19 protein-coding genes and 1 other RNA gene are annotated in these 20,662 nt (G+C 64.6%); 16 read left to right on the forward strand and 4 right to left on the reverse strand.

The window, feature by feature from the left end:
• The first annotated feature begins 182 nt into the window (after positions 1-182).
• Together EPN59_RS19015 and EPN59_RS19020 are read left to right on the forward strand one after the other, a co-directional pair.
• Positions 183-1,454: a glutamate-5-semialdehyde dehydrogenase gene (locus EPN59_RS19015; protein WP_293038407.1), complete on the forward strand. Its 1,272-nt coding sequence runs from the start codon at positions 183-185 to the stop codon at positions 1,452-1,454.
• A gap of 139 nt (positions 1,455-1,593) precedes the next feature.
• A complete protein-coding gene (locus EPN59_RS19020; protein WP_293038410.1) occupies positions 1,594-2,010 on the forward strand; it encodes a CopD family protein in 417 nt (138 codons plus the stop codon).
• A 129-nt stretch (positions 2,011-2,139) separates the two neighbouring features.
• Here EPN59_RS19020 and EPN59_RS19025 read toward each other — a convergent pair whose 3' ends face one another.
• Positions 2,140-2,988: a MurR/RpiR family transcriptional regulator gene (locus EPN59_RS19025; RefSeq protein WP_293038413.1), complete on the reverse strand. Its 849-nt coding sequence runs from the start codon at positions 2,986-2,988 to the stop codon at positions 2,140-2,142.
• A gap of 273 nt (positions 2,989-3,261) precedes the next feature.
• On the opposite strand from EPN59_RS19025, the gene edd reads away from it, so the two are divergent.
• The 4 genes from edd (at position 3,262) to EPN59_RS19045 (ending at position 8,066) form a co-directional block, all read left to right on the forward strand.
• Positions 3,262-5,193, forward strand: a complete 1,932-nt coding sequence (edd, locus tag EPN59_RS19030; RefSeq protein WP_293038416.1) for a phosphogluconate dehydratase — start codon at positions 3,262-3,264, stop codon at positions 5,191-5,193.
• A gap of 2 nt (positions 5,194-5,195) precedes the next feature.
• Positions 5,196-5,837: a bifunctional 4-hydroxy-2-oxoglutarate aldolase/2-dehydro-3-deoxy-phosphogluconate aldolase gene (gene eda / locus EPN59_RS19035; protein ID WP_293038418.1), complete on the forward strand. Its 642-nt coding sequence runs from the start codon at positions 5,196-5,198 to the stop codon at positions 5,835-5,837.
• A gap of 246 nt (positions 5,838-6,083) precedes the next feature.
• Positions 6,084-7,442 (forward strand): gluconate:H+ symporter, encoded by a 1,359-nt coding sequence (locus EPN59_RS19040; protein ID WP_293046597.1) that lies wholly within the window; start codon positions 6,084-6,086, stop codon positions 7,440-7,442.
• Between the two features lie 117 nt (positions 7,443-7,559).
• A complete protein-coding gene (locus tag EPN59_RS19045; protein WP_293035161.1) occupies positions 7,560-8,066 on the forward strand; it encodes a gluconokinase in 507 nt (168 codons plus the stop codon).
• 128 nt (positions 8,067-8,194) lie between these two features.
• Here EPN59_RS19045 and purB read toward each other — a convergent pair whose 3' ends face one another.
• Complete coding sequence (gene purB / locus EPN59_RS19050; protein WP_293035159.1) at positions 8,195-9,583, reverse strand: adenylosuccinate lyase; 1,389 nt, start codon at positions 9,581-9,583, stop codon at positions 8,195-8,197.
• A 246-nt stretch (positions 9,584-9,829) separates the two neighbouring features.
• On the opposite strand from purB, the gene EPN59_RS19055 reads away from it, so the two are divergent.
• The 6 genes from EPN59_RS19055 to EPN59_RS19080 all read left to right on the forward strand — a co-directional run bounded on the left by EPN59_RS19055 (position 9,830) and on the right by EPN59_RS19080 (position 15,643).
• The gene (locus EPN59_RS19055; protein WP_293035157.1) at positions 9,830-10,780 is read left to right on the forward strand and encodes a LysR family transcriptional regulator; all 951 of its coding nucleotides are present in this window, start codon (positions 9,830-9,832) and stop codon (positions 10,778-10,780) included.
• A gap of 200 nt (positions 10,781-10,980) precedes the next feature.
• Positions 10,981-12,282: a Glu/Leu/Phe/Val dehydrogenase gene (locus EPN59_RS19060; protein WP_293035155.1), complete on the forward strand. Its 1,302-nt coding sequence runs from the start codon at positions 10,981-10,983 to the stop codon at positions 12,280-12,282.
• Between the two features lie 232 nt (positions 12,283-12,514).
• Entirely contained in the window at positions 12,515-13,408 is an 894-nt protein-coding gene (locus tag EPN59_RS19065) for a glutamate/aspartate ABC transporter substrate-binding protein (RefSeq protein WP_293035153.1), read from the forward strand.
• 95 nt (positions 13,409-13,503) lie between these two features.
• Positions 13,504-14,244, forward strand: a complete 741-nt coding sequence (locus EPN59_RS19070) for an amino acid ABC transporter permease (RefSeq protein ID WP_293035151.1) — start codon at positions 13,504-13,506, stop codon at positions 14,242-14,244.
• Positions 14,244-14,921 carry a glutamate/aspartate ABC transporter permease GltK gene (gene gltK / locus EPN59_RS19075; RefSeq protein WP_293035149.1) on the forward strand — a complete coding sequence of 226 codons (678 nt, stop codon included), beginning with the start codon at positions 14,244-14,246 and terminating at the stop codon, positions 14,919-14,921. The genes EPN59_RS19070 and gltK overlap by 1 nt, the downstream gene beginning before the upstream one ends.
• Positions 14,918-15,643 (forward strand): amino acid ABC transporter ATP-binding protein, encoded by a 726-nt coding sequence (locus EPN59_RS19080; RefSeq protein WP_293035147.1) that lies wholly within the window; start codon positions 14,918-14,920, stop codon positions 15,641-15,643. The genes gltK and EPN59_RS19080 overlap by 4 nt, the downstream gene beginning before the upstream one ends.
• A 102-nt stretch (positions 15,644-15,745) precedes the next feature.
• On the opposite strand, the gene EPN59_RS19085 is transcribed toward EPN59_RS19080, so the two are convergent.
• Positions 15,746-16,657, reverse strand: a complete 912-nt coding sequence (locus tag EPN59_RS19085; RefSeq protein ID WP_293035145.1) for a class II glutamine amidotransferase — start codon at positions 16,655-16,657, stop codon at positions 15,746-15,748.
• Positions 16,658-16,910: 253 nt separating this feature from the next.
• Here EPN59_RS19085 and pyrC point away from each other — a divergent pair, with 253 nt between their 5' ends.
• From pyrC to rnpB, 3 genes are all read left to right on the forward strand, one after another.
• Complete coding sequence (gene pyrC / locus EPN59_RS19090; protein WP_293035143.1) at positions 16,911-17,966, forward strand: dihydroorotase; 1,056 nt, start codon at positions 16,911-16,913, stop codon at positions 17,964-17,966.
• Positions 17,967-17,968: 2 nt separating this feature from the next.
• The gene (locus EPN59_RS19095) at positions 17,969-18,823 is read left to right on the forward strand and encodes a DUF3025 domain-containing protein (RefSeq protein WP_363928585.1); all 855 of its coding nucleotides are present in this window, start codon (positions 17,969-17,971) and stop codon (positions 18,821-18,823) included.
• 119 nt (positions 18,824-18,942) lie between these two features.
• Positions 18,943-19,366: RNase P RNA component class A (gene rnpB, locus EPN59_RS19100), an RNA gene on the forward strand.
• Between the two features lie 74 nt (positions 19,367-19,440).
• Here the strand turns inward: rnpB and EPN59_RS19105 are convergent.
• A complete protein-coding gene (locus EPN59_RS19105) occupies positions 19,441-19,863 on the reverse strand; it encodes an OsmC family protein (RefSeq protein WP_293033858.1) in 423 nt (140 codons plus the stop codon).
• A gap of 645 nt (positions 19,864-20,508) precedes the next feature.
• Here EPN59_RS19105 and EPN59_RS19110 point away from each other — a divergent pair.
• The coding region (locus tag EPN59_RS19110; protein ID WP_293046606.1) for an uL13 family ribosomal protein at positions 20,509-20,662 on the forward strand (154 nt) is incomplete at its 3' end.

The following is a 20,662-nucleotide window of genomic DNA, read 5'->3' on the forward strand; positions in this document are numbered from 1 at the left end:
TCACGAGGCTTGCAGGCCGGCGCCTGCTTCCGCACACCGGGCAAACCGGGCACCATGCGCGCTCGCCGCCGCTCACCGGACGGGCCGGGCGCACCTCGGGCACCGGCCTTACAATCATTCTTTCCAGCGTGCTTTCCAGGCTACGTTTGCACATGCTGCACGCGCCTCATCACGACACACATATGGATATCGACCAGTACATGACGGACCTTGGCCGCCGCGCCCGCGAAGCCTCGCGCGCGATGGCGAGCGCTACGACTGCCGCGAAGAACGCCGCGCTCGAAGCGGTGGCGCAGGCCATCGAGCGTGAAGCGCAGCAGCTCAAGGACGCGAATGCGCGCGACCTCGCGCGCGCGAAGGACAAGGGCCACGACGCGGCGTTCATCGACCGGCTCACGCTGTCGGACAAGGCGCTCAAGACGATGGTCGAGGGCCTGCGCCAGGTGGCGGCGCTGCCCGATCCGATCGGCGAGATCAGCAACCTCAAGTACCGCCCGAGCGGCATTCAGGTGGGCCAGATGCGGGTGCCGCTGGGCGTGATCGGCATCATCTACGAATCGCGACCGAACGTGACGATCGACGCCGCGGCGCTGTGCCTGAAGTCGGGCAACGCGACGATCCTGCGCGGCGGCTCCGAGGCGCTCGAATGCAATACGGCGCTCGCCGGGCTGATCCGCGAAGGGCTGACGGCGGCGGGGCTGCCGCAGGAAGCGGTGCAGGTAGTCGAGACGGCCGACCGCGCGGCCGTGGGCAAGCTCATCACGATGACCGGGTATGTCGACGTGATCGTGCCGCGCGGCGGCAAGAGCCTGATCGAGCGCCTGATGGCCGAGGCGCGCGTGCCGATGATCAAGCATCTCGACGGCATCTGCCATGTCTACGTGGACGACCGCGCCGATATCGCGAAGGCGCTCAACGTCTGCGACAACGCGAAAACGCACCGCTACGGCACCTGCAACACGATGGAAACGCTGCTGGTCGCGCGCGGCATCGCGCACGAAGTGCTGCCGCCGCTTGGCCGCCTGTATCGCGACAAGGAGGTCGAGTTGCGCGTCGATGGCGCGGCGCGGGCGATTCTCACCGATGCGGGCGTCGGCCCGCTCGTGGACGCCACCGTTGAAGACTGGAGCACGGAATACCTCGCGCCGGTGCTGGCGATCAAGGTGGTGGAGCACCTCGACGAGGCGATTGCGCACATCAACACGTACGGCTCGGCGCATACCGATGCCATCGTCACCGAAGATCACGACCGTGCGATGCGCTTCCTGCGCGAAGTGGATTCGGCAAGCGTGATGCTGAACGCCTCGACGCGTTTTGCCGACGGTTTCGAATTCGGCCTCGGCGCGGAGATCGGCATTTCGAACGACAAGCTGCACGCGCGCGGCCCGGTCGGCCTCGAAGGCTTGACTTCGCTCAAGTACGTGGTCTTCGGCCACGGCGAAGGACGGCAATAATTCTGTGCGGCGTGCGCGACGGCGCGCGCCACGCGCTTTCGTGCATGTCCATGCCGCTCGTGCTGCCGCTTGTGCCACATTTGTCCGGCCGACGTGCTCTGGTCAATCAAGAAGACAAGAAGACAGGAAGGATCGCCGGATGCTTTGGGTAAAGACGTTTCACATCGTTCTAATCGCGTCCTGGTTCGCAGGACTGTTCTACCTGCCGCGTATCTTCGTGAATCTGGCGATGGAAACCGAACCTGCCGCCGTGCGGCGCCTCCTGATCATGGCGCGCAAGCTGTACCGTTTCATGACGATCATCGCCGTGCCCGCGCTGCTGTGCGGGCTGTGGCTGTGGCTCGTGGTGGGCATCGGGGCCGGCCAGGGCTGGATTCACGCGAAGGTCGGCGTGGTCGTGCTGCTCATCGTCTATCACCACTATTGCGGGCGCCTTCTGAAGACCTTCGAGCGCGGTCAGAACCGCCGCTCCGACAAGTGGTATCGCCTGTTCAACGAACTGCCGGTGCTCGGCATGCTGGCGGCCGTGGCGCTCGTCGTGCTCAAGCCGTTCTGATGCTTCTTCCCTCGCGGGCGGCGCAGATGCCGCCCGTCGTCTTGCGGCGCGTCTGCACCGCTTCTGCATTGCCTGTATGCGCCGCGCGCCCGCGCAATTCCCTCCTTCACGCGCTCTAAAGCGCCTCGCCTAACCGGTCGGATCGAGGCGGCGGCGCGAGATGATCTCCTTCGCGCCCGCGAGTTTTTCCGTGAGTTCCGGGCCGCGCTGCAGCGCAACGCCTACCGCGAGAATGTCGCCGATCGCGAGATGCGACGTGCGCGAGGTCATCGGCGAGAAGATGTCCGTGTCTTCGTCGACGTTCGCGTGCAGGCCGACCGTCGCGAGACGCGCGAGCGGCGATGTGCCGTGCGTGATTGCGATCACCTTCGCGCCGCGGTCGAGCGCCGTGCGCGCGGCATCGACCACATCGCGCGTGCGCCCCGTGTTCGAGATCGCGACGACCACGTCCCCCGCGCCAAGCAACGCCGCCGACATCAGGAACGTGTGCGGATCGGCGTAGGCGACGCTCGGCATGCCGAGCCGGAAGAACTTGTGCTGCATGTCCTGCGCGGCGATGCCCGAGCCGCCCGCGCCGTAGAACTCGATGCGCTTCGCGTTCGCGAGCAGCGCGATGGCCTCGGCGAGCGCGTCGGCGGACAGATTGTTGCGCACCTGCAGCAGCGCGCCGATGGTGCGGTCGAGCACCTTGGCCGCGACGCCCGGCACGGGCTCGTCGGGGCGCACGTCGCGATAGACCGCGGGCGGCAGGTCCGCGGCCACGGCCTGCGCAAGCCGGATCTTGAACTCGCGAAATCCCGAGAAACCCAGCGCGTGACAGAAGCGCGCAATGGTCGGCTGGCTCACGCCCGCGCGCTGCGCGACTTCGGTCATCGACAGGTCGAGCACTTCGCGCGCCGCATCGACGATGTAATCGGCGAGCTTGCGCTCGGACGGGCGCAATTGCTCGCGTATGGCCTTCACCTGGGACAGCAGCATCGGAAAACTCGCACTATGCTGAAAGATCCGTGGACTATAGCGGATCGGAGGTCGTGTACAAAAACTACATCCATGCGGCCAAAATTGCAATGCCGGACAGGCGGCATTCGGAATGGCCCGCTATTTGCGGGAATTAAGCGCCTGCCCCGTAGGGCAAACGCCAGGGTTGCGCAGGATTGCATGCTTGTAGTTTTTCTACTAACATCGCGCCATTGCGGACTGGACGTCCGATCCAGTCCATGTGTCCCGCCAGGCCGAGAGGAAGGAGATTCGATGGTTTCCCCGCATTCCCAGTTGATGAAGGTCACGCGGCGCGTGATCGAGCGCAGCAAGCCGACGCGCGAGGCCTATCTCGCGCGCATCGCCGCCGCGCAGGACCAGTTCCCGGCGCGCGGCGTGCTCTCGTGCGCGAATCTCGCCCACGGCTTCGCGGGTCTCGAAGGCCGCGACAAGATTGCGATCAAGTCGATCCGCGAGCCGAACATCGGCATCGTCTCGGCGTACAACGAGATGCTCTCGGCCCACGCGCCCTACAAGAACTACCCCGACATCATCAAGGAAGCGGCCCGCGAAAACGGCGGCGTCGCGCAGTTCGCGGGCGGCGTGCCCGCGATGTGCGACGGCATCACGCAGGGCAATGCGGGCATGGAGCTGTCGCTCTTCTCGCGCGAAGTGATCGCGATGAGCACGGCGGTTGCGCTCACACACAACATGTTCGACGCGGCGCTGTGCCTCGGCATCTGCGACAAGATCGTGCCGGGTCTGTTGATCGGCGCGCTGCAGTTCGGCCACCTGCCCGCGATCTTCGTGCCTGCCGGCCCGATGGCGAGCGGCCTGTCCAACGACGAGAAGGCCAAGGTGCGCCAGCAGTTCGCCATGGGCCAGTGCGGACGCGACGTGCTGCTCGAATCCGAGGCGGCGGCCTATCACAGCCACGGCACCTGCACCTTCTACGGCACGGCCAACAGCAACCAGATGCTGATGGAAGTGATGGGCCTGCATCTGCCGGGCTCGGCGTTCATCCATCCGTACACGCCGCTGCGCGACGAACTCACCGCAGCGGCTGCGCGCCGCGTGCTCGATCTCACCGTCGAGCGCGGCAACTACACGCCGATCGGCCACGTGATCGACGAGCACGCGATCATCAACGGCATCGTCGCGCTGCTCGCGACGGGCGGCTCGACGAACCACACGATGCACCTCGTGGCGATTGCGCGCGCAGCCGGCATCATCATCGACTGGGATGATTTCGACGCGCTCTCGGACGCCGTTCCGCTGCTCGCGCGCGTCTATCCGAACGGCAAGGCCGACGTGAATCACTTCCACGCGGCGGGCGGCATCGCGTTCCTCGTGCGCGAGCTGCTCGACGGCGGGATGCTGCACGAAGACGTCATGACCGTCGCGGGCAAGGGCCTGCGCCACTACACGAAGGAACCGAAGCTGCTCGACGGCAAGCTCACCTGGGTCGACGCCGTCGAGCAAAGCGCCGACACCGCCGTGCTGCGTCCGCTCGCCGAGCCGTTCCAGCCGGACGGCGGCCTGCGCCTCATGCAGGGGCGTCTCGGGCGCGGCGTCATCAAGGTTTCGGCGGTCGCGCCCGAGCGCCGCAAGGTGCGTGCGCCCGCAATCGTGTTCGATTCGCAGGAAGCCGTGCAGGAAGCGTTCGATCGCGGCGAACTCGAACGCGACTTCGTGGCCGTCGTGCGCTTCCAGGGCGCGCGCGCCAACGGCATGCCGGAGCTGCACCGCCTCACGCCGCTGCTCGGCGTCGTGCAGGACAAGGGCTTTCACGTCGCGCTCGTGACGGACGGGCGCATGTCGGGCGCATCGGGCAAGGTCCCCGCCGTGATCCACGTTTCGCCCGAGACGCTGCTGCACGGCCCGATCGGCAAGGTGCGCGACGGTGACATCGTCGTGATCGACGCCGTCGAAGGCGTGCTCGACGTCGAAGTCGACGCCGCCGAATGGGATGCGCGCCCGGTCGCGCAGCCCGCGCATCAGGAAAGCAACGAAGTCGGCTTCGGCCGCGAACTGTTCGGCGTGTTTCGCGCTGCGGCGGCGCCGGCGGAGCAGGGCGCGTCGGTGTTCGGCGCGCTCGTCGGCGAAGTTGGTACCGCAGCGGACAGCAAATCGGCCGGCAAGGCTGCGGGCGCGACGGTCACCCACGCCCGCAAGGCGACTGCAACCCAACATCAAGGAGCGTAACCATGGCAACAACGTCCGTAGCTGACATCGTCCGCCTCGGCCCGGTGATTCCGGTGCTCGCCTTCGAAACCGCCGGGCAGGGCGAGCACGTTTCGCGTGCGCTCTACGCTGGCGGCGTGAAGGTCCTCGAAATCACGCTGCGCACGGCTGCCGGCCTCGATGCGATCACGCGTGCGTCGCAGATCGCGCCGGATATCGCCGTCGGCGTCGGGACGATCACGAAGCCGGAGCAATGCGCGCTCGCCAAGCAGGCCGGTGCGCAGTTCGGCGTCTCGCCGGGTCTCACGCGCGAGATGCACGACGCGTCGATCGAAGCGGGTTTGCCGCTTCTGCCGGGTGTCATGACGCCGTCTGACATCATCCTCGCGATGGAGCTGGGCTACGAGATCGTGAAGTTTTTCCCGGCCGTGCCTGCGGGCGGCATCGCGATGCTCAACGCATTCCACGGCCCGTTCCCGACGCTCAAGTTCTGCCCGACCGGCGGCATCACGCCCGAAACCGCGCCGAATTTCCTCGCACTCCCGAACGTAGTGTGCGTGGGCGGCTCGTGGCTCACGCCGAAGGCCGCGCTTGCGGCGCAGGATTGGGCCGAAGTCACGCGCCTCGCGCGCGCGGCAAGCGAGTTGTCGCGTCCCGTGCGCTGACGCGGGCTTCGCACGCGGGTTCGCAGCAGTAGCCTCCGGACGCGCGGCGCATCGACAACCGGCTGGTTTGCGATGGTGAGACAAACCGCGCAAGGGTCACGCCTTGCGCGGTTTGTGCTGTTATAAACGCCGTAACCCAACTCGTTGTAACCTCTACCCCCTCGGCCTCCGGTCTTGGCGGCGGCCATTGCGTCTTGCGCGCTGCATGCGCGAACGCGTCTTGATATTCACCTGTGGAGGAGTCTCATGGGAGTGGCCCACGGCAGCATGCTGCTGGTCTACGCGCTCATCGCGATTGCTGCGCTGATCCTGCTGATCACGCGCTACAAGATCTATCCGTTTCTAGTCCTGATCATCGTTTCGCTGCTGCTCGGTCTTGCCGTCGGCATGCCGATGGATCAGATCGTCAAGTCGTTCGAGACCGGAAACGGCAATACGCTCGGCCACATCGCGATCGTGGTCGGCCTCGGCACCATGCTCGGCAAGATGATGGCCGAGTCCGGCGGCGCGGAGCGCGTGGCCACGACGCTGATCCGCTGGTTTGGCGAAAAGAACATTCACTGGGCGATGATGTTCGTCGCCGTGATTGTCGGCTTGCCGGTGTTTTTCGAAGTCGGCTTCGTGCTGCTCATTCCGATCGCGTTCAACGTCGCCAAACGTACCGGCAAGTCGCTGCTGCTCGTCGGCCTGCCGATGGTGGCGGGCCTGTCGGTCGTCCACGGCCTGATTCCGCCGCACCCGGCTGCGCTGCTCGCGGTGCAGGCGTATAACGCTGACGTCGGCAAGACCATCGCTTACGGTCTGATCGTCGGGGTGCCGACCGCGATCGTCGCCGGTCCGCTGTTCGCACTGCTCATTCACCGCGCGATCAAGCTGCCCGAGGACAATCCGCTCGCCGCGCAGTTCGTCGCCGTCAAGCCCAAGGCCGACAGTGAACTGCCGGGGTTCGGCATTACCGTCTTCACGATTCTGCTGCCGGTGATCCTCATGCTGATCGGGAGCTGGGCGGATCTCGTCTTCGCGCCGAAGACGCTGGCCAACGGCCTGCTGAAATTCATCGGCACGACTGACGTCGCATTGTTGATCGCCGTACTCGTGAGCTTCTGGACCTTCGGCGCGCGACAGGGCTTCACGCGCGAGCAGATCCAGAAGTTCTGCGGCGATTGCCTCGCGCCGATCGCGGGCATCACGCTGATCGTCGGCGCGGGCGGCGGCTTTGGCCGCGTGCTGATGGACAGCGGCATTTCGAAGGAGATTGTCGCGGTGGCGGAGTCGGCTCACCTTTCGCCGCTGTTGTTCGGCTGGTTCGTCGCGGCGCTGATCCGGCTCGCGACCGGCTCGGCCACCGTCGCAATGACGACGGCCTGCGGCATCGTCGCGCCGATTGCCGCCGCGAGCGCTTCGACGGTCAGGCCCGAACTGCTCGTGCTCGCGACCGGTTCGGGCTCGCTGATCTTCTCGCATGTGAACGACGGCGGCTTCTGGCTCATCAAGGAGTACTTCGGCATGACAGTCGTGCAGACCTTCAAGACGTGGTCGCTGTGTGAGACGATTATTTCCCTGATGGGGCTTGGGCTGACTTTTGCGCTGGCCGCTGTGCTGTAACGAGCGAATACTCTGTATGGAACCCGAGCAGGCGCCGAAGCACTGACTCGGGTTGCCAGCTTTGCATGGGACCAGAGTAAGCGCTGAAGCGCTCACTCTGGTCGACAGGAGCCGAAAATGATTTTGATTGCGATGGGCGTGTCGGGAGCAGGCAAGACACGTATTGGCGAGTTGCTGGCCGAGCGCCTGCACTGCAGCTTTACCGATGGCGACGCGTTCCACAGCGCAGCCAACAAGAAGAAGATGCACGACGGCATTCCGCTCACCGACGACGACCGCTGGCCATGGCTGCGCACCATCCGCGCGGCCATCGACGAGAAACAGCGCGCGCGCGAAACGGCCGTGTTCACGTGTTCGTCGCTCAAGCGTTCGTACCGTGACATCCTGCGCGGCACCGATCGCGACGTGTGCTTCGTCTATCTGAAGGGCACCTTCGAGGTGCTGCACGCGCGGCTCGGGGCGCGTACCGGACACTTCTTCGATCCGTCGCTGTTGCAGAGCCAGCTCGACACGCTGGAGGAGCCGGGCGCCGAGGAGGCGATCGTGGTCAACGTGGAACACACGCCCGGGCAGATCGTCGACGAAGTCATGAAGCAACTGGCAATGCGCAACACGCAGGGCTGAGGCGGTTCGCGCAGCGGTAAACGAAAAAAGCGCTCGGCGAGTCGAGCGCTTTTTTATTGCCGCGAGGTTGACTGAGTCGACCGCTGCGACTGAGTCGACCGCCGCGGCAATGAACTCAAGAAACGCGCTTACGCAATACGCTTCGCGAGTTCGACGGCCTTGCCGACGTACGACGCGGGCGTCATCTCGAGCAGACGCTTTTTCGCGTCGTCGGGAATCGCGAGGCCGCTCACGAACGTTTGCAGCGCTTCGCGCGTAATGCCCTTGCCGCGCGTGAGTTCCTTCAACTGCTCGTACGGATTCTCGATGCCGTAGCGGCGCATCACCGTCTGCACCGGCTCGGCGAGCACTTCCCACGTCGCGTCGAGATCGTCGTTCAGACGCTGCGGGTTCACTTCGAGCTTGTCGAGACCGCGGATCAGCGCGTCGTACGCGAGCAGCGAGTAGCCGAACGCGACGCCGATGTTGCGCAGCACCGTCGAGTCGGTCAGGTCGCGCTGCCAGCGCGAGACCGGAAGCTTGTCGGCGAGGTGGCGCAGCGTGGCGTTCGCGAGGCCGAGGTTGCCTTCGGAGTTTTCGAAGTCGATCGGATTGACCTTGTGCGGCATCGTCGAGGAGCCGATCTCGCCAGCCTTCGTGCGCTGCTTGAAATAGCCGACCGAAATGTAGCCCCACACGTCGCGGTCGAGATCGAGCAGGATCGTGTTCGCGCGCGAGACGGCGTCGAACAGTTCGGCCATGTAGTCGTGCGGCTCGATCTGGATCGTGTACGGATTGAACGTGAGCTTCAGGCGTTGCTCGACGACTTCCTTCGAGAACGCTTCCCAGTCGAATTCCGGGTACGCCGAAAGGTGCGCGTTGAAGTTGCCGACCGCGCCGTTCATCTTGCCGAGCAGCTCGACTTTCTCGATGCGCTCGATGGCGCGCGCGAGGCGCGCGGCGACGTTGGCGATTTCCTTGCCGAGCGTGGTCGGGCTGGCGGGCTGGCCGTGCGTGCGCGACAGCATCGGCTGTGCGGCGTGCGCATGCGCGAGCGCCACGAGGCGCTGATGCACCGAGCGCAGCGCGGGCAGGATCACGTGTTCGCGCGCGCCCGCGAGCATCAGGCCGTGCGACGTGTTGTTGATGTCTTCGGAGGTGCAGGCGAAGTGGATGAACTCGCTCGCGCGCTCCAGTTCCGGCTGACCCTTCACCGATTCCTTGAGCCAGTATTCGACGGCCTTCACGTCGTGGTTCGTCACCCGCTCGATGTCCTTGATGCGCGCGGCGTCGTGCGCCGTGAAGTTCGCGGCGAGCTGGAGCAGGAACTGCTCGGACGCTTCGGAAAAGCGCGGCATTTCCGCGAAACCGGCGTGCGAGAGCGCGATCAGCCAGTGGATCTCCACCGTCACGCGGTGGCGCATGAACGCGGCTTCCGAAAGCCAGTCGCGCAGCGCTTCGGTTTTCGCGGCGTAGCGGCCGTCGAGCGGAGAGAGCGCGGTGAGCGCAAAGAGGGTATCGGGACGGGTGTCGGACATGATGGGGACGTAACGGCGGAGGTTACGGTCAGATGATGGTCGGATGAAAGACGGCGGGAACCGCGTATTTTATCACCACGCCCCAGGCGGCCAGCGCCCGCCGGGCGGCACATGACTGTACGGTGGCTGTGCGTGACCCGGCGGCTGCGCTGGCCGCCGGCCTGATGCAAGACGGCACAGTCACGCCCATGACGTGCGCCGGTGGGCCTAGAATGCGGACTTTACGTTATCGGCCGCGCAATTCGCATGGAACTCAAATGGCTCGAAGACTTCGTTTCGCTGGCGGAAACGCATAGTTTCAGTCGCTCCGCCGAACTACGGCACGTCACGCAACCGGCGTTCTCGCGACGCATCCAGGCGCTCGAAGCATGGCTCGGCACGGAATTGATCGATCGTTCCGTCTACCCGACGCGCCTCACGGCCGCGGGCCAGGTATTCAACGAGCAGGCGCTCGCGATGCTCTCGCAGTTCCACGAGGCGCGCACGCTGCTGCGCGGTCACACGACAGCGCCCGTGGCGACGATCGAATTCGCCGTGCCGCACACGCTCTCGCTCACGTATTTTCCGAGCTGGCTGCTGCGCCTCGAAGGGAAGCTCGGCCGCATCCACACGCGTTTGCGTGCGCTCAACGTGCACGACGCGGTGCTCTCGCTCGTCGAGGGCGGCTGCGATCTCGTGATGGGCTATCACCATCCGAGCCATCCCGTGACGCTCGATCCCGCACGCTACGACACGCTCACGCTCGGCATCGAATCGATCAGTCCGTACTCCGCCGTACAGCGCGCCGGTCGCGCGCGCTACACGCTGCCCGGCACGCCGGATGCGCCCACACCCTATCTTTCGTACACGCCGAACGCCTACCTCGGCCGCATGACCGAGGTGATCATCGGCAACGCGCCGACGCGCCTTTATCTGGACCGTGTCTACGAAACCGACATGGCCGAGGGGCTCAAGGCGATGACGCTCGCGGGCCACGGCATTGCGTTCCTGCCGAGCAGCGCGGTGGAGGACGCTGTCGCGGAGGGCCATCTGATCCGTCTGGACCGCGCGACGCGCGGCACGCCCGGCGGGCAGTTCACGCTCGACATGGAAATCCGCCTCTACCGCGACAAGCTCGCCGCGCCGGACGAAGCTCGCCGCGCGCTTGTCGGCGGCGTGTGGGATGCGGTGCGCGAGGAACTCGCTAAGGGCGGGTGACAAGCGGACAACAAACAGGCGGACAACAAACCGGACAGCAAACCGATGAAGCCAGCGAAACCATAAGTGCGTATGTGCAACACACTTTTTCGCTTTTACGTACGTTATGCGCGAAATGCATAACGGGATGATCAAACGGCATTGGATTTCGTGTGGGCCTTTTCTGACAATGGCACCACCTGTTCGACGTCGGAGCGTTCATGTCATCGCAAATGCAGTCCGCAGCACCTTCATCGGTTCCTTCCTATCTCCAGGCCGACAACCTCGGTCCCTGGGGCAACTACCTGCGCCAGGTCGATCGCGTCGCGCCGTATCTCGGCTCGCTGTCGCGCTGGCTCGAAACGCTCAAGCGCCCGAAGCGCATTCTGATCGTCGACGTACCCATCGAACTCGATAACGGTACCGTCGCGCACTTCGAAGGCTATCGCGTGCAGCACAACGTCTCGCGCGGTCCCGGCAAGGGCGGCGTGCGTTATCACCAGGACGTCACGCTTTCCGAAGTGATGGCGCTGTCCGCATGGATGTCGGTGAAGAACGCTGCTGTGAACGTGCCGTACGGCGGTGCGAAGGGCGGTATCCGCGTCGATCCGCGCACGCTCTCGCGTGGCGAACTCGAGCGCGTGACGCGCCGCTATACGAGCGAAATCGGCATCATCATCGGACCGAATACCGACATTCCCGCGCCGGACGTCAACACGAATGAGCAGATCATGGCGTGGATGATGGACACGTACTCGATGAACCAGGGCCAAACGGCCACGGGCGTCGTGACCGGCAAGCCCATCTCGCTCGGCGGCTCGCTTGGCCGCCGCGAAGCGACGGGCCGCGGCGTGTTCGTCGTCGGCAGCGAAGCGGCGCGCCGCAAGGGCATGTCGATCGAAGGCGCACGCATCGCCGTGCAAGGTTTCGGCAACGTGGGCGGTATCGCTGCGCGTCTGTTCCAGGAAGCCGGCGCGCGCGTCGTTGCGGTGCAGGATCACACCGGCTCGCTCTACAAGAGCAGCGGCATCGACTCGGTCGCGCTGCTCGAGCACGTCGCGAAGACGGGCGGCGTGGCGGGCTTCGCCGGCGCCGATGTCCTCTCGAACGACGAGTTCTGGACCATCGAGACCGACATCCTGATCCCGGCTGCGCTGGAAAACCAGATCACCGAGAAGAACGCGGCGAAGATCCGCACGAAGATCATCGTGGAAGGCGCGAACGGCCCGACCACGACGGCAGCCGACGACATCCTGCACGACAAGGGCATCCTCGTGATCCCGGACGTGGTGGCGAATGCAGGCGGCGTGACCGTTTCGTACTTCGAGTGGGTGCAGGACTTCTCGAGCTTCTTCTGGACCGAAGCGGAGATCAACGAGCGTCTCGAGCGCGTGATGCGCGAAGCGTTCGCCGCAGTCTGGCAAGTGTCGAGCGAGCAGGGCGTATCGATGCGTACGGCGGCGTTCATCGTTGCTTGCAAACGCATTCTGATGGCGCGTGAAATGCGCGGCCTGTATCCCTGACCGGAACGATGCGGGTGCGCTTGCACCCGCTGCTTGCGCAGTAGTCAAAAGCGGACGGGACCTTGGCGGGGCCGTCCGCTTTTGCATTTCCGGGCGGCGCGCCATGCCCCGCGCCGCTGGACGCTGACAGACGCTGCCGGGCGACGGCGCCTGCCGCCACCAGGGCACAGGCTAATTCTTTCAAAATCATTACCTTGCTAAACTGGCTGCGTTTCTCGCACAGGAGAGCAAAATGAACATCAAGAAGGTTGTGCTCGTTTGCGCCACGCTCGGGTTCGTCGCCGCGGGCGCCCACGCCCAGGATTCCGGCACGCTCAAGAAGATCAAGGACACCGGCGTCATCACGCTCGGCCACCGCGAATCGTCGATTCCGTTTTCGTATTACGACGACAAGCAGAACGTGATCGGCTACTCGCAGGACTACGCGCTGAAGATCGTCGATGCGGTGAAGCAGAAGCTGAACATGCCGAACCTGAAGGTCAAGCTCGTGCCGGTCACGTCGCAGAACCGGATTCCGCTGGTGCAGAACGGCACGGTGGACATCGAGTGCGGTTCGACCACGAACAACGCCGAGCGTCAGCAGCAGGCGGCGTTCTCGAACACCATCTTCGTGATCGGCACGCGCCTCATGGCGAAGAAGGAGTCAGGCATCAAGGATTTCCCCGACCTGAAGGGCAAGACCGTCGTCACGACGGCAGGCACGACGTCCGAGCGTCTTCTGCGCAAGATGAACCAGGACAAGAGCATGGGCATGAACATCATCAGCGCGAAGGACCACGGCGAATCGTTCCTCACGCTCTCGACGGGCCGCGCGGTCGCGTTCATGATGGACGATGCACTGCTCGCGGGCGAGCGTGCGAAGTCGAACAATCCGGGCGATTTCGTGATTGTCGGCACGCCGCAGTCGCGTGAAGCTTACGGCTGCATGATGCGCAAGAACGATCCCGAGTTCAAGAAAGTCGCCGACGACGCCATCGCGAAGGTCCAGACCTCGGGTCAAGGCGAAGTCATCTACAAGAAGTGGTTCGAGTCGCCGATTCCGCCGAAGGGCCTCAACCTCAACTTCCCCCTTAGCGACGACATGCGGGCGCTGTTCAAGAACCCGAACGACAAGGCGATCGACTAGACGTCGCCCGTCCATTACGCCTTTATTCCGTTCCGGATTTTGGTGCGGAGCGGAAGAAGCCCTGCTTCTTCCGCTCTTCTCACGGGAGACGCTTCATGTCCTACCACTGGAACTGGGGCATTCTGCTCAGCCCGGTCTCGACCGGCGAGCCCACCACCTATCTCGGGTGGCTGATCTCGGGCTTGTGGGTCACGGTCACCGTGTCGCTTTCTGCATGGGTGATCGCGCTCGTCGTGGGATCGCTCTTCGGCGTGCTGCGCACGGTGCCGAACAAATGGGCCTCGGGCGTCGGCACCGTCTATGTCGCGGTGTTTCGCAATATCCCGCTGATCGTCCAGTTCTTCATCTGGTATCTCGTGATACCGGAACTGGTGCCGCCGTCGCTCGGCAACTGGTTCAAGCAATTGCCCCCCAACGCGCAGTTCTTTTCGTCGTCGATCATCTGCCTCGGCCTCTTCACCGGCGCGCGCGTGTGCGAGCAGGTGCGCTCGGGCATCAACGCGCTGCCGCGCGGCCAGCGCGCCGCCGGTCTCGCGATGGGCTTCACGCAATGGCAGACCTATCGCTACGTGCTGTTGCCGGTCGCCTACCGCATCATCGTGCCGCCGCTCACCTCCGAGTTCCTCAACATCTTCAAGAATTCCGCCGTGGCGTCGACGATCGGCCTGCTCGATCTGTCCGCGCAGGCGCGTCAGCTCGTCGACTATACGTCGCAGGCCTATGAGTCGTTCATCGCGGTCACGCTGGCGTATGTCCTGATTAACCTTGTCGTCATGGCGTTCATGCGCTGGGTCGAAGGGCGGAGCCGGCTGCCGGGCTACATCGGAGGCAAGTGATGCATCATTTCGACTGGAGCGGCATTCCGGGCGCGCTGCCGACCTTGTGGACCGGCACGATCGTCACGGTCAAGATCACGCTGTGCGCGATCATCGTCGGCATTCTGTGGGGCACGCTGCTCGCGCTCATGCGCCTTTCGGGCGTCAAGCCGCTCGAATGGTTCGCGAACGCCTATGTGACGGTGTTCCGCTCGATTCCGCTCGTGATGGTCCTGCTGTGGTTCTTCCTGATCGTGCCGCAAGTGCTGCAAAGCGTGCTCCATCTTTCGCCGGACATCGACATCCGGCTCGCTTCGGCGATGGTGGCGTTCTCGCTCTTCGAGGCGGCTTATTATTCGGAGATCATTCGCGCCGGCATTCAGGCGGTGTCGCGCGGGCAGGTGAACGCGTCGTTCGCGCTCGGCATGCGCTACGGCCAGGCGATGCGCTACATCGTGCTGCCGCAGGCGTTTCGTGCGATGGTTCCGCTGCTGCTCACCCAGGCCATCGTGCTCTTTCAGGACACTTCGCTCGTCTACGTGATCAGCCTCGCGGACTTCTTCCGCACCGCGGCGAATATCGGCGACCGTGACGGCACGACCGTCGAGATGGTACTGTTCGCGGGCGCCTGCTATTTCGTCATTTGCGTGGTCGCGTCGGGCCTTGTGAAAGGCTTTCAGAAAAAGGTCGCAAGATGATTTCAATCAAGAACGTTTCGAAGTGGTACGGTCATTTTCAGGTGCTGTCCGACTGTACGACCGAAGTGAAGAAAGGCGAGGTCGTGGTGGTGTGCGGGCCGTCGGGCTCGGGCAAGTCGACGCTCATCAAGACCGTCAACGGCCTCGAGCCGTTCCAGCAGGGCGAGATTCTCGTGAACGGCCAGAGCGTCGGCGACAAGAAGACCAACCTGTCGGCGCTGCGCTCGAAGGTGGGCATGGTGTTCCAGCACTTCGAGCTGTTTCCGCACCTCTCGATCACCGAAAACCTCACGCTCGCGCAAATCAAGGTGCTCGGCCGCAGCAAGGACGAGGCGACCGAGAAGGGCATGAAACTGCTCGACCGCGTGGGCCTGCGCGCGCACGCGGAGAAGTTTCCGGGCCAGCTTTCGGGCGGCCAGCAGCAGCGCGTGGCGATTGCGCGCGCACTCTCGATGGACCCGATCGCGATGCTGTTCGACGAGCCGACCTCGGCGCTCGACCCCGAGATGATCAACGAGGTGCTCGACGTGATGGTCGAACTCGCACAGGAAGGCATGACGATGATGTGCGTGACCCACGAAATGGGCTTTGCGAAGAAGGTCGCGCATCGCGTGATCTTCATGGATCAGGGGGCTATCGTCGAGGACGACCGCAAGCAGGATTTCTTCGCGAATCCGAAGTCGGATCGGGCGAAGGATTTTCTCGCGAAGATCCTGCACTGATTCCGGTACCCGGCGTTGCGCTGAAACGAAGAACGCCGCGTGAGCTCGATGGCCCGCGCGGCGTTTTACTTTGCGCTGCGTTGCGTTGTGCTGCAGCGGACGCTAGTCGCCCCAGGTCTGCATCGCGGCAGCGGTTGCGACGTCCACGGTCTTGCTGGCTGGCGGCGGGCAAGGCGCGCTCGCCGAGGCATCCGTCGACGGATTCTTCAGCTTGTCGAGCACACGTTGCGGCACCGGCACGCGCGCCTGTGCGACCACGTCGCCATGCTGGAACATCAGCAGATCGCCGGGTGCGAAGCGCGTCCAGACTTCGTTGTCGGTGAGCGGCGAGGTGGCGATCACCGCGACGCAGTCTTCCGGCGTCGTGTAATTCGCGAAGTCGACGGAGACGTCGGCATCGACGAGATGCGCCGTCGAGAACGGCCAGCGGCGCACGAGGTAGTAGAGATGCGTCGAGCAGTGCGCGAAAAGCGCCTGGCCGTTCGACATCAGAAAATTGAATACGCCGAACTGCGTGATGTCGCGCGTGAGCGATTCGAGCGCGGCAAAGAGTTCGTCGAGCGGCGGCTGCGAACCCGGAAACGCTTTACGCAACCCCTCCAGCAGCGCGCAGAACGCGAGTTCGCTATCGGTCGTGCCGACCGGATGATAGACGCCCGACATCGCCGGATTGAAGTCCTGCAGGTCGCCGTTGTGCGCGAAGATCCAGTGGCGGCCCCACAGTTCGCGCATGAACGGGTGGCAGTTCTCGAGCAGGATATGCCCTTGCGTGGCCTTGCGGATATGGGCGATGGTGTTGCGCGACTTGATGGGGTAGCGCTTGACCATTTCGGCGATGGGCGAGCGCGCGGACGCTTCGTGGTCGATGAAGAGGCGGCAGGCCTTGTCTTCGAAGAACGCGATGCCCCAGCCGTCGGCGTGGTGATCGGTGACGCCGCCGCGCGCTGCGAATCCGGTGAAGGAAAACGTGACGTCCGTCGGCGCGGCGCAGTTCATTCCGAGAAGTTGGCACATATCTGATGCGTGGTACGGCGGGGCGTGGCGACCCGCGTGGTTGCCTGGCGGCCCGGTACAATGATGATTTTCCAAGGATATCACCCGGCTGCGGCTGGCGGGCCCTCCTTTTCGGGGGCGCGGCTGCGCGGCGCATTGTCTGTTGCGCCGCATGCGCGCGCCGGTCAGCCCGATCTGCCTTGCTGCGCAGCATTTGCGTGTTGTTGCCTTGTTTTAGCCCGTAATCGTTGTAATCGCGCTGTATTCGAACGCCATGAACGCTTCTTCTCCGACGACCCTCACGCTCACCCGCCCCGACGACTGGCATCTGCACGTTCGCGACGGCGCCATGCTCGCGGCGGTGCTGCCGCATACGGCGCGCCAGTTCGGCCGCGCGATCATCATGCCGAACCTGAAGCCGCCGGTCACGACGACCGGGCAGGCCGCCGCGTACCGCGCGCGCATTCTGGCCGCGCTGCCCGAGGGCATGCGTTTCGAGCCGCTGATGACGCTCTATCTCACCGACAACACGCCGCCCGAGGAAATCCGCCGCGCGCGCGAAAGCGGCTTCGTGCACGGCGTGAAGCTGTATCCGGCGGGTGCGACGACGAATTCCGACGCGGGCGTGACCGATATCCGCAAGTGCGCGCAGACGCTGGAAGCGATGCAGGAAGCGGGCATGCCGCTGCTCGTGCACGGCGAGGTGACGAATGCCGATATCGACCTGTTCGACCGCGAGAAGGTCTTCATCGACCGCGTGATGACGCCGCTGCGCCGCGACTTCCCGGCGCTCAAGGTCGTGTTCGAGCACATCACGACGAAGGACGCCGTCGACTACATCCGTGCCGACCGCGCCGCGCCGGGACTGCTGGGCGCGACGATTACCGCGCATCACCTGCTGTACAACCGCAACGCGATTTTCCAGGGCGGCATTCGTCCGCACTACTACTGTCTGCCGGTCCTCAAGCGCGAGACGCATCGCGTGGCGCTGGTCGAGGCGGCGACCTCGGGCGATGCGCGCTTCTTCCTCGGCACGGACAGCGCGCCGCATCCGAAGGGGCTGAAGGAGCACGCGTGCGGCTGCGCGGGCTGCTACACGGCGCTGCACGCGCTCGAACTCTACGCGGAGGCGTTCGACAACGCGGGCGCGCTCGACAAGCTCGAAGGCTTCGCGAGCTTCTATGGCGCGGACTTCTACGGTCTGCCGCGCAGCGCCGAAACGGTGACGCTGCGCCGCGAGACATGGACGCTGCCGGCCGAAGTGACGGCGGGCGACACGCCGGTCGTGCCGCTGCGCGGCGGCGAGTCGATCGGCTGGAAGCTCGTCTGAGGGTGAGCACCGACGCTCCGGCGGGCGGCGCGGCCCGCCGCAGTCTTCCCGCCGCCGGATTTGCCGATATCGACTGGGCGCGCCCGTGGTTCGCCCAGCACGAGGCGCGCGGGCGGCGCTGGCAGCGGGCGGCGCTCGCCGGTTGCGGCCGCTATCTCGACGAGTTGAATGCCGATGCGCGCGCGTGCGCGCAGTCGACCGGGCGCGGGCAGCCGCTCGCGTTCATCGCCCAGGACGACTTGCCCGAGGGCAGCGCCTACGAGGCGCATATCGCCGCGACGGGCTGCGTGCCCATGCGCCACAACCTCCACGACTTCTTCAATGCGCTCGCCTGGTTTGCGTTTCCGCGCATCAAGGCGACGCTGAACGCGCGCCAGTCGGCGGCAATCGACGTGCTCGGCGTGGGTCCGACGCGCGGCGGCGTGCGCGACGCGCTCACGCTCTTCGACGAGAACGCGGTGCTGTTCGTGTGTGCAGACGCGTCGATGGCGGCGGCGCTGCGCAATTTCGACTGGCGCACGCTGTTCGTCGCGAACCGCGCGCGTTGGGGCGCGCACTGCGAAGTGCGCGTGTTCGGCCACGCGCTGCTCGACAAATTGATCGCACCTTACGCGGCATGTACGGCGCACGCCTGGGTGGTCGAGGCGCCGCCGGCGTATTTCGGCTGGGCGCGTGAAGCGCGCGATGCCTGGCTCGACGAAACGGTGAGCGCGGCGCTTGCCGCCGCTGCGAACCTGACCAGCCGCAGTTTTTCGCCGCTGCCGGTGCTCGGCATTCCCGGCTGGTGGCCGCAGAACGAAGACGCGGCGTTCTACGACGACACTTCCGTGTTTCGGCCGGGGCGCCGCGGGCGCTAGCGTGGGCGTGCTGCGCGCAACCGCGGTTCACGGCGCGCGCGGCGTTCTCACTGCGCGTCGTCGCGCCGCTTCGGCACCCTGCGCGCGACACGTCGCACCGTGCTAATATCGCCCCTCGCAAAGCAGGCCAGGCAGTCGCGGCTTTGGCGGTTCCGGCAGGATTGGAACCGCCGGAGGCGAGGAAAGTCCGGACTCCACAGGGCAGGGTGATGGCTAACGGCCATCCGTGGCAACACGCGGAACAGGGCAACAGAGAACAGACCGCCGATGGCCCGGCTTCGGCCGGGATCAGGTAAGGGTGAAACGGTGCGGTAAGAGCGCACCGCGGCTACGGCGACGTAGACGGCACGGCAACCTCCACCCGGAGCAATTCCAAGTAGGCAGGCGCGCATCTTCGCGATGCAGGACGGTGCCCCCGTCTCGTCTGCGGGTAGGAAGCTTGAGCGCGTCAGCAATGGCGCGCCTAGAGGAATGGCTGCCACGCACTCGACGCCGAAAGGCGGCGGGTGTGCACAGAATCCGGCTTATCGGCCTGCTTTGCCGTCCTCATTACGCAAAAAAGCCGGCGCGGTTCAATCACCGCGCCGGCTTTTTTTCTGCCGATGCGCTCAGGCCATTCAGGCCGCGACGATCTCGAACGTGTGCGTAATTTCCGCCGTCTTGCCGAGCATGATCGACGCCGAGCAGTACTTGTCGTGCGACAGCTTGACCGCACGCTCGACCGTCGCCGGATTCAGGTTCTTCCCCGTCACGGTGAAGTGGAAGTGGATCTTCGTGAAGACCTTCGGGTCTTCGTTCGCCCGCTCGCCCTTGAGCGTCACGTTGCAGCCGCTGACTTCCTGGCGGCTCCGCTTCAGGATCAGGACCACGTCGTAGGCCGTGCAGCCGCCTGCGCCGACCAGCAGCATTTCCATCGGACGCGGCGCCAGGTTGTGGCCGCCGCCATCCGGCGCACCGTCCATGTTGACGAGGTGCCCGCTGCCCGTCGCGGCTGCGAACGCCATGCCATCCCCTCCCATCCAGCTCACTTTGCATTCCATGCGCCTGCCTCCGACCGGTATCTTCGATTCAGACGGCAATTGTAGCCCGCACGCCGTGCGCTCGCCCGGGGCGGCATGCAGGCGGCGGCGCGTGCGGCCTGACAGATTAGGGCGGCGCGAAATCCTGAAAGTCTGCTGGATTCCCCTGGTCGCGTTAGGGGCTTGTTGCCGGCATCGGCATGTCATGTACGGCCTGCACTGTTGTAAGCGCATGATTCTTAATTAAATCCCGAATGCGCAGCAGTTCGTGCTTAATTTCGCATTATGGTGTTGTATTTTGTAATGCGGTTTTCCTTGCGCCACTTGGGGTCGACCCGTATAATTCAGTTCATTGGTTGTCGTCCTCTACGACACCTCAGCATGTCTCCTCCACCCTCCTCAAAAGGTGGATTAAGCCCGAACACCGCGTTCGGGCTTTTTTTTGGTTCTTCACGGATTCGCGTTCTGCCTGAGCCGGCATCGTATCCCGTGCTACATCCCGTTCAGGCGCACATATTTTGACGTCCGGATAATTTTCCCTTTATAATCCTAGGTTTCCCGCATTCATGCCCACGGGGAGAAACAGGGAGAGCCTGCGCCGGCGCCAACGAGCGTCACCACACAAGCAGGACCAAAACAGGGCACAGCATATTTTTTGGATCGATCATGAAGACGTTTTCCGCAAAAGCCCATGAGGTGGCGCGCGAATGGTACGTGATTGACGCGACGGATAAGGTTCTCGGCCGTGTCGCCAGCGAAGTGGCACGCCGTCTTCGCGGCAAGCATAAGCCTGAGTTCACCCCGCACGTCGACACCGGTG

It is taken from the genome of Paraburkholderia sp., from assembly GCF_004298475.1.
In the GTDB taxonomy this organism is placed as follows: Bacteria; Pseudomonadota; Gammaproteobacteria; order Burkholderiales; family Burkholderiaceae; genus Paraburkholderia; species Paraburkholderia denitrificans.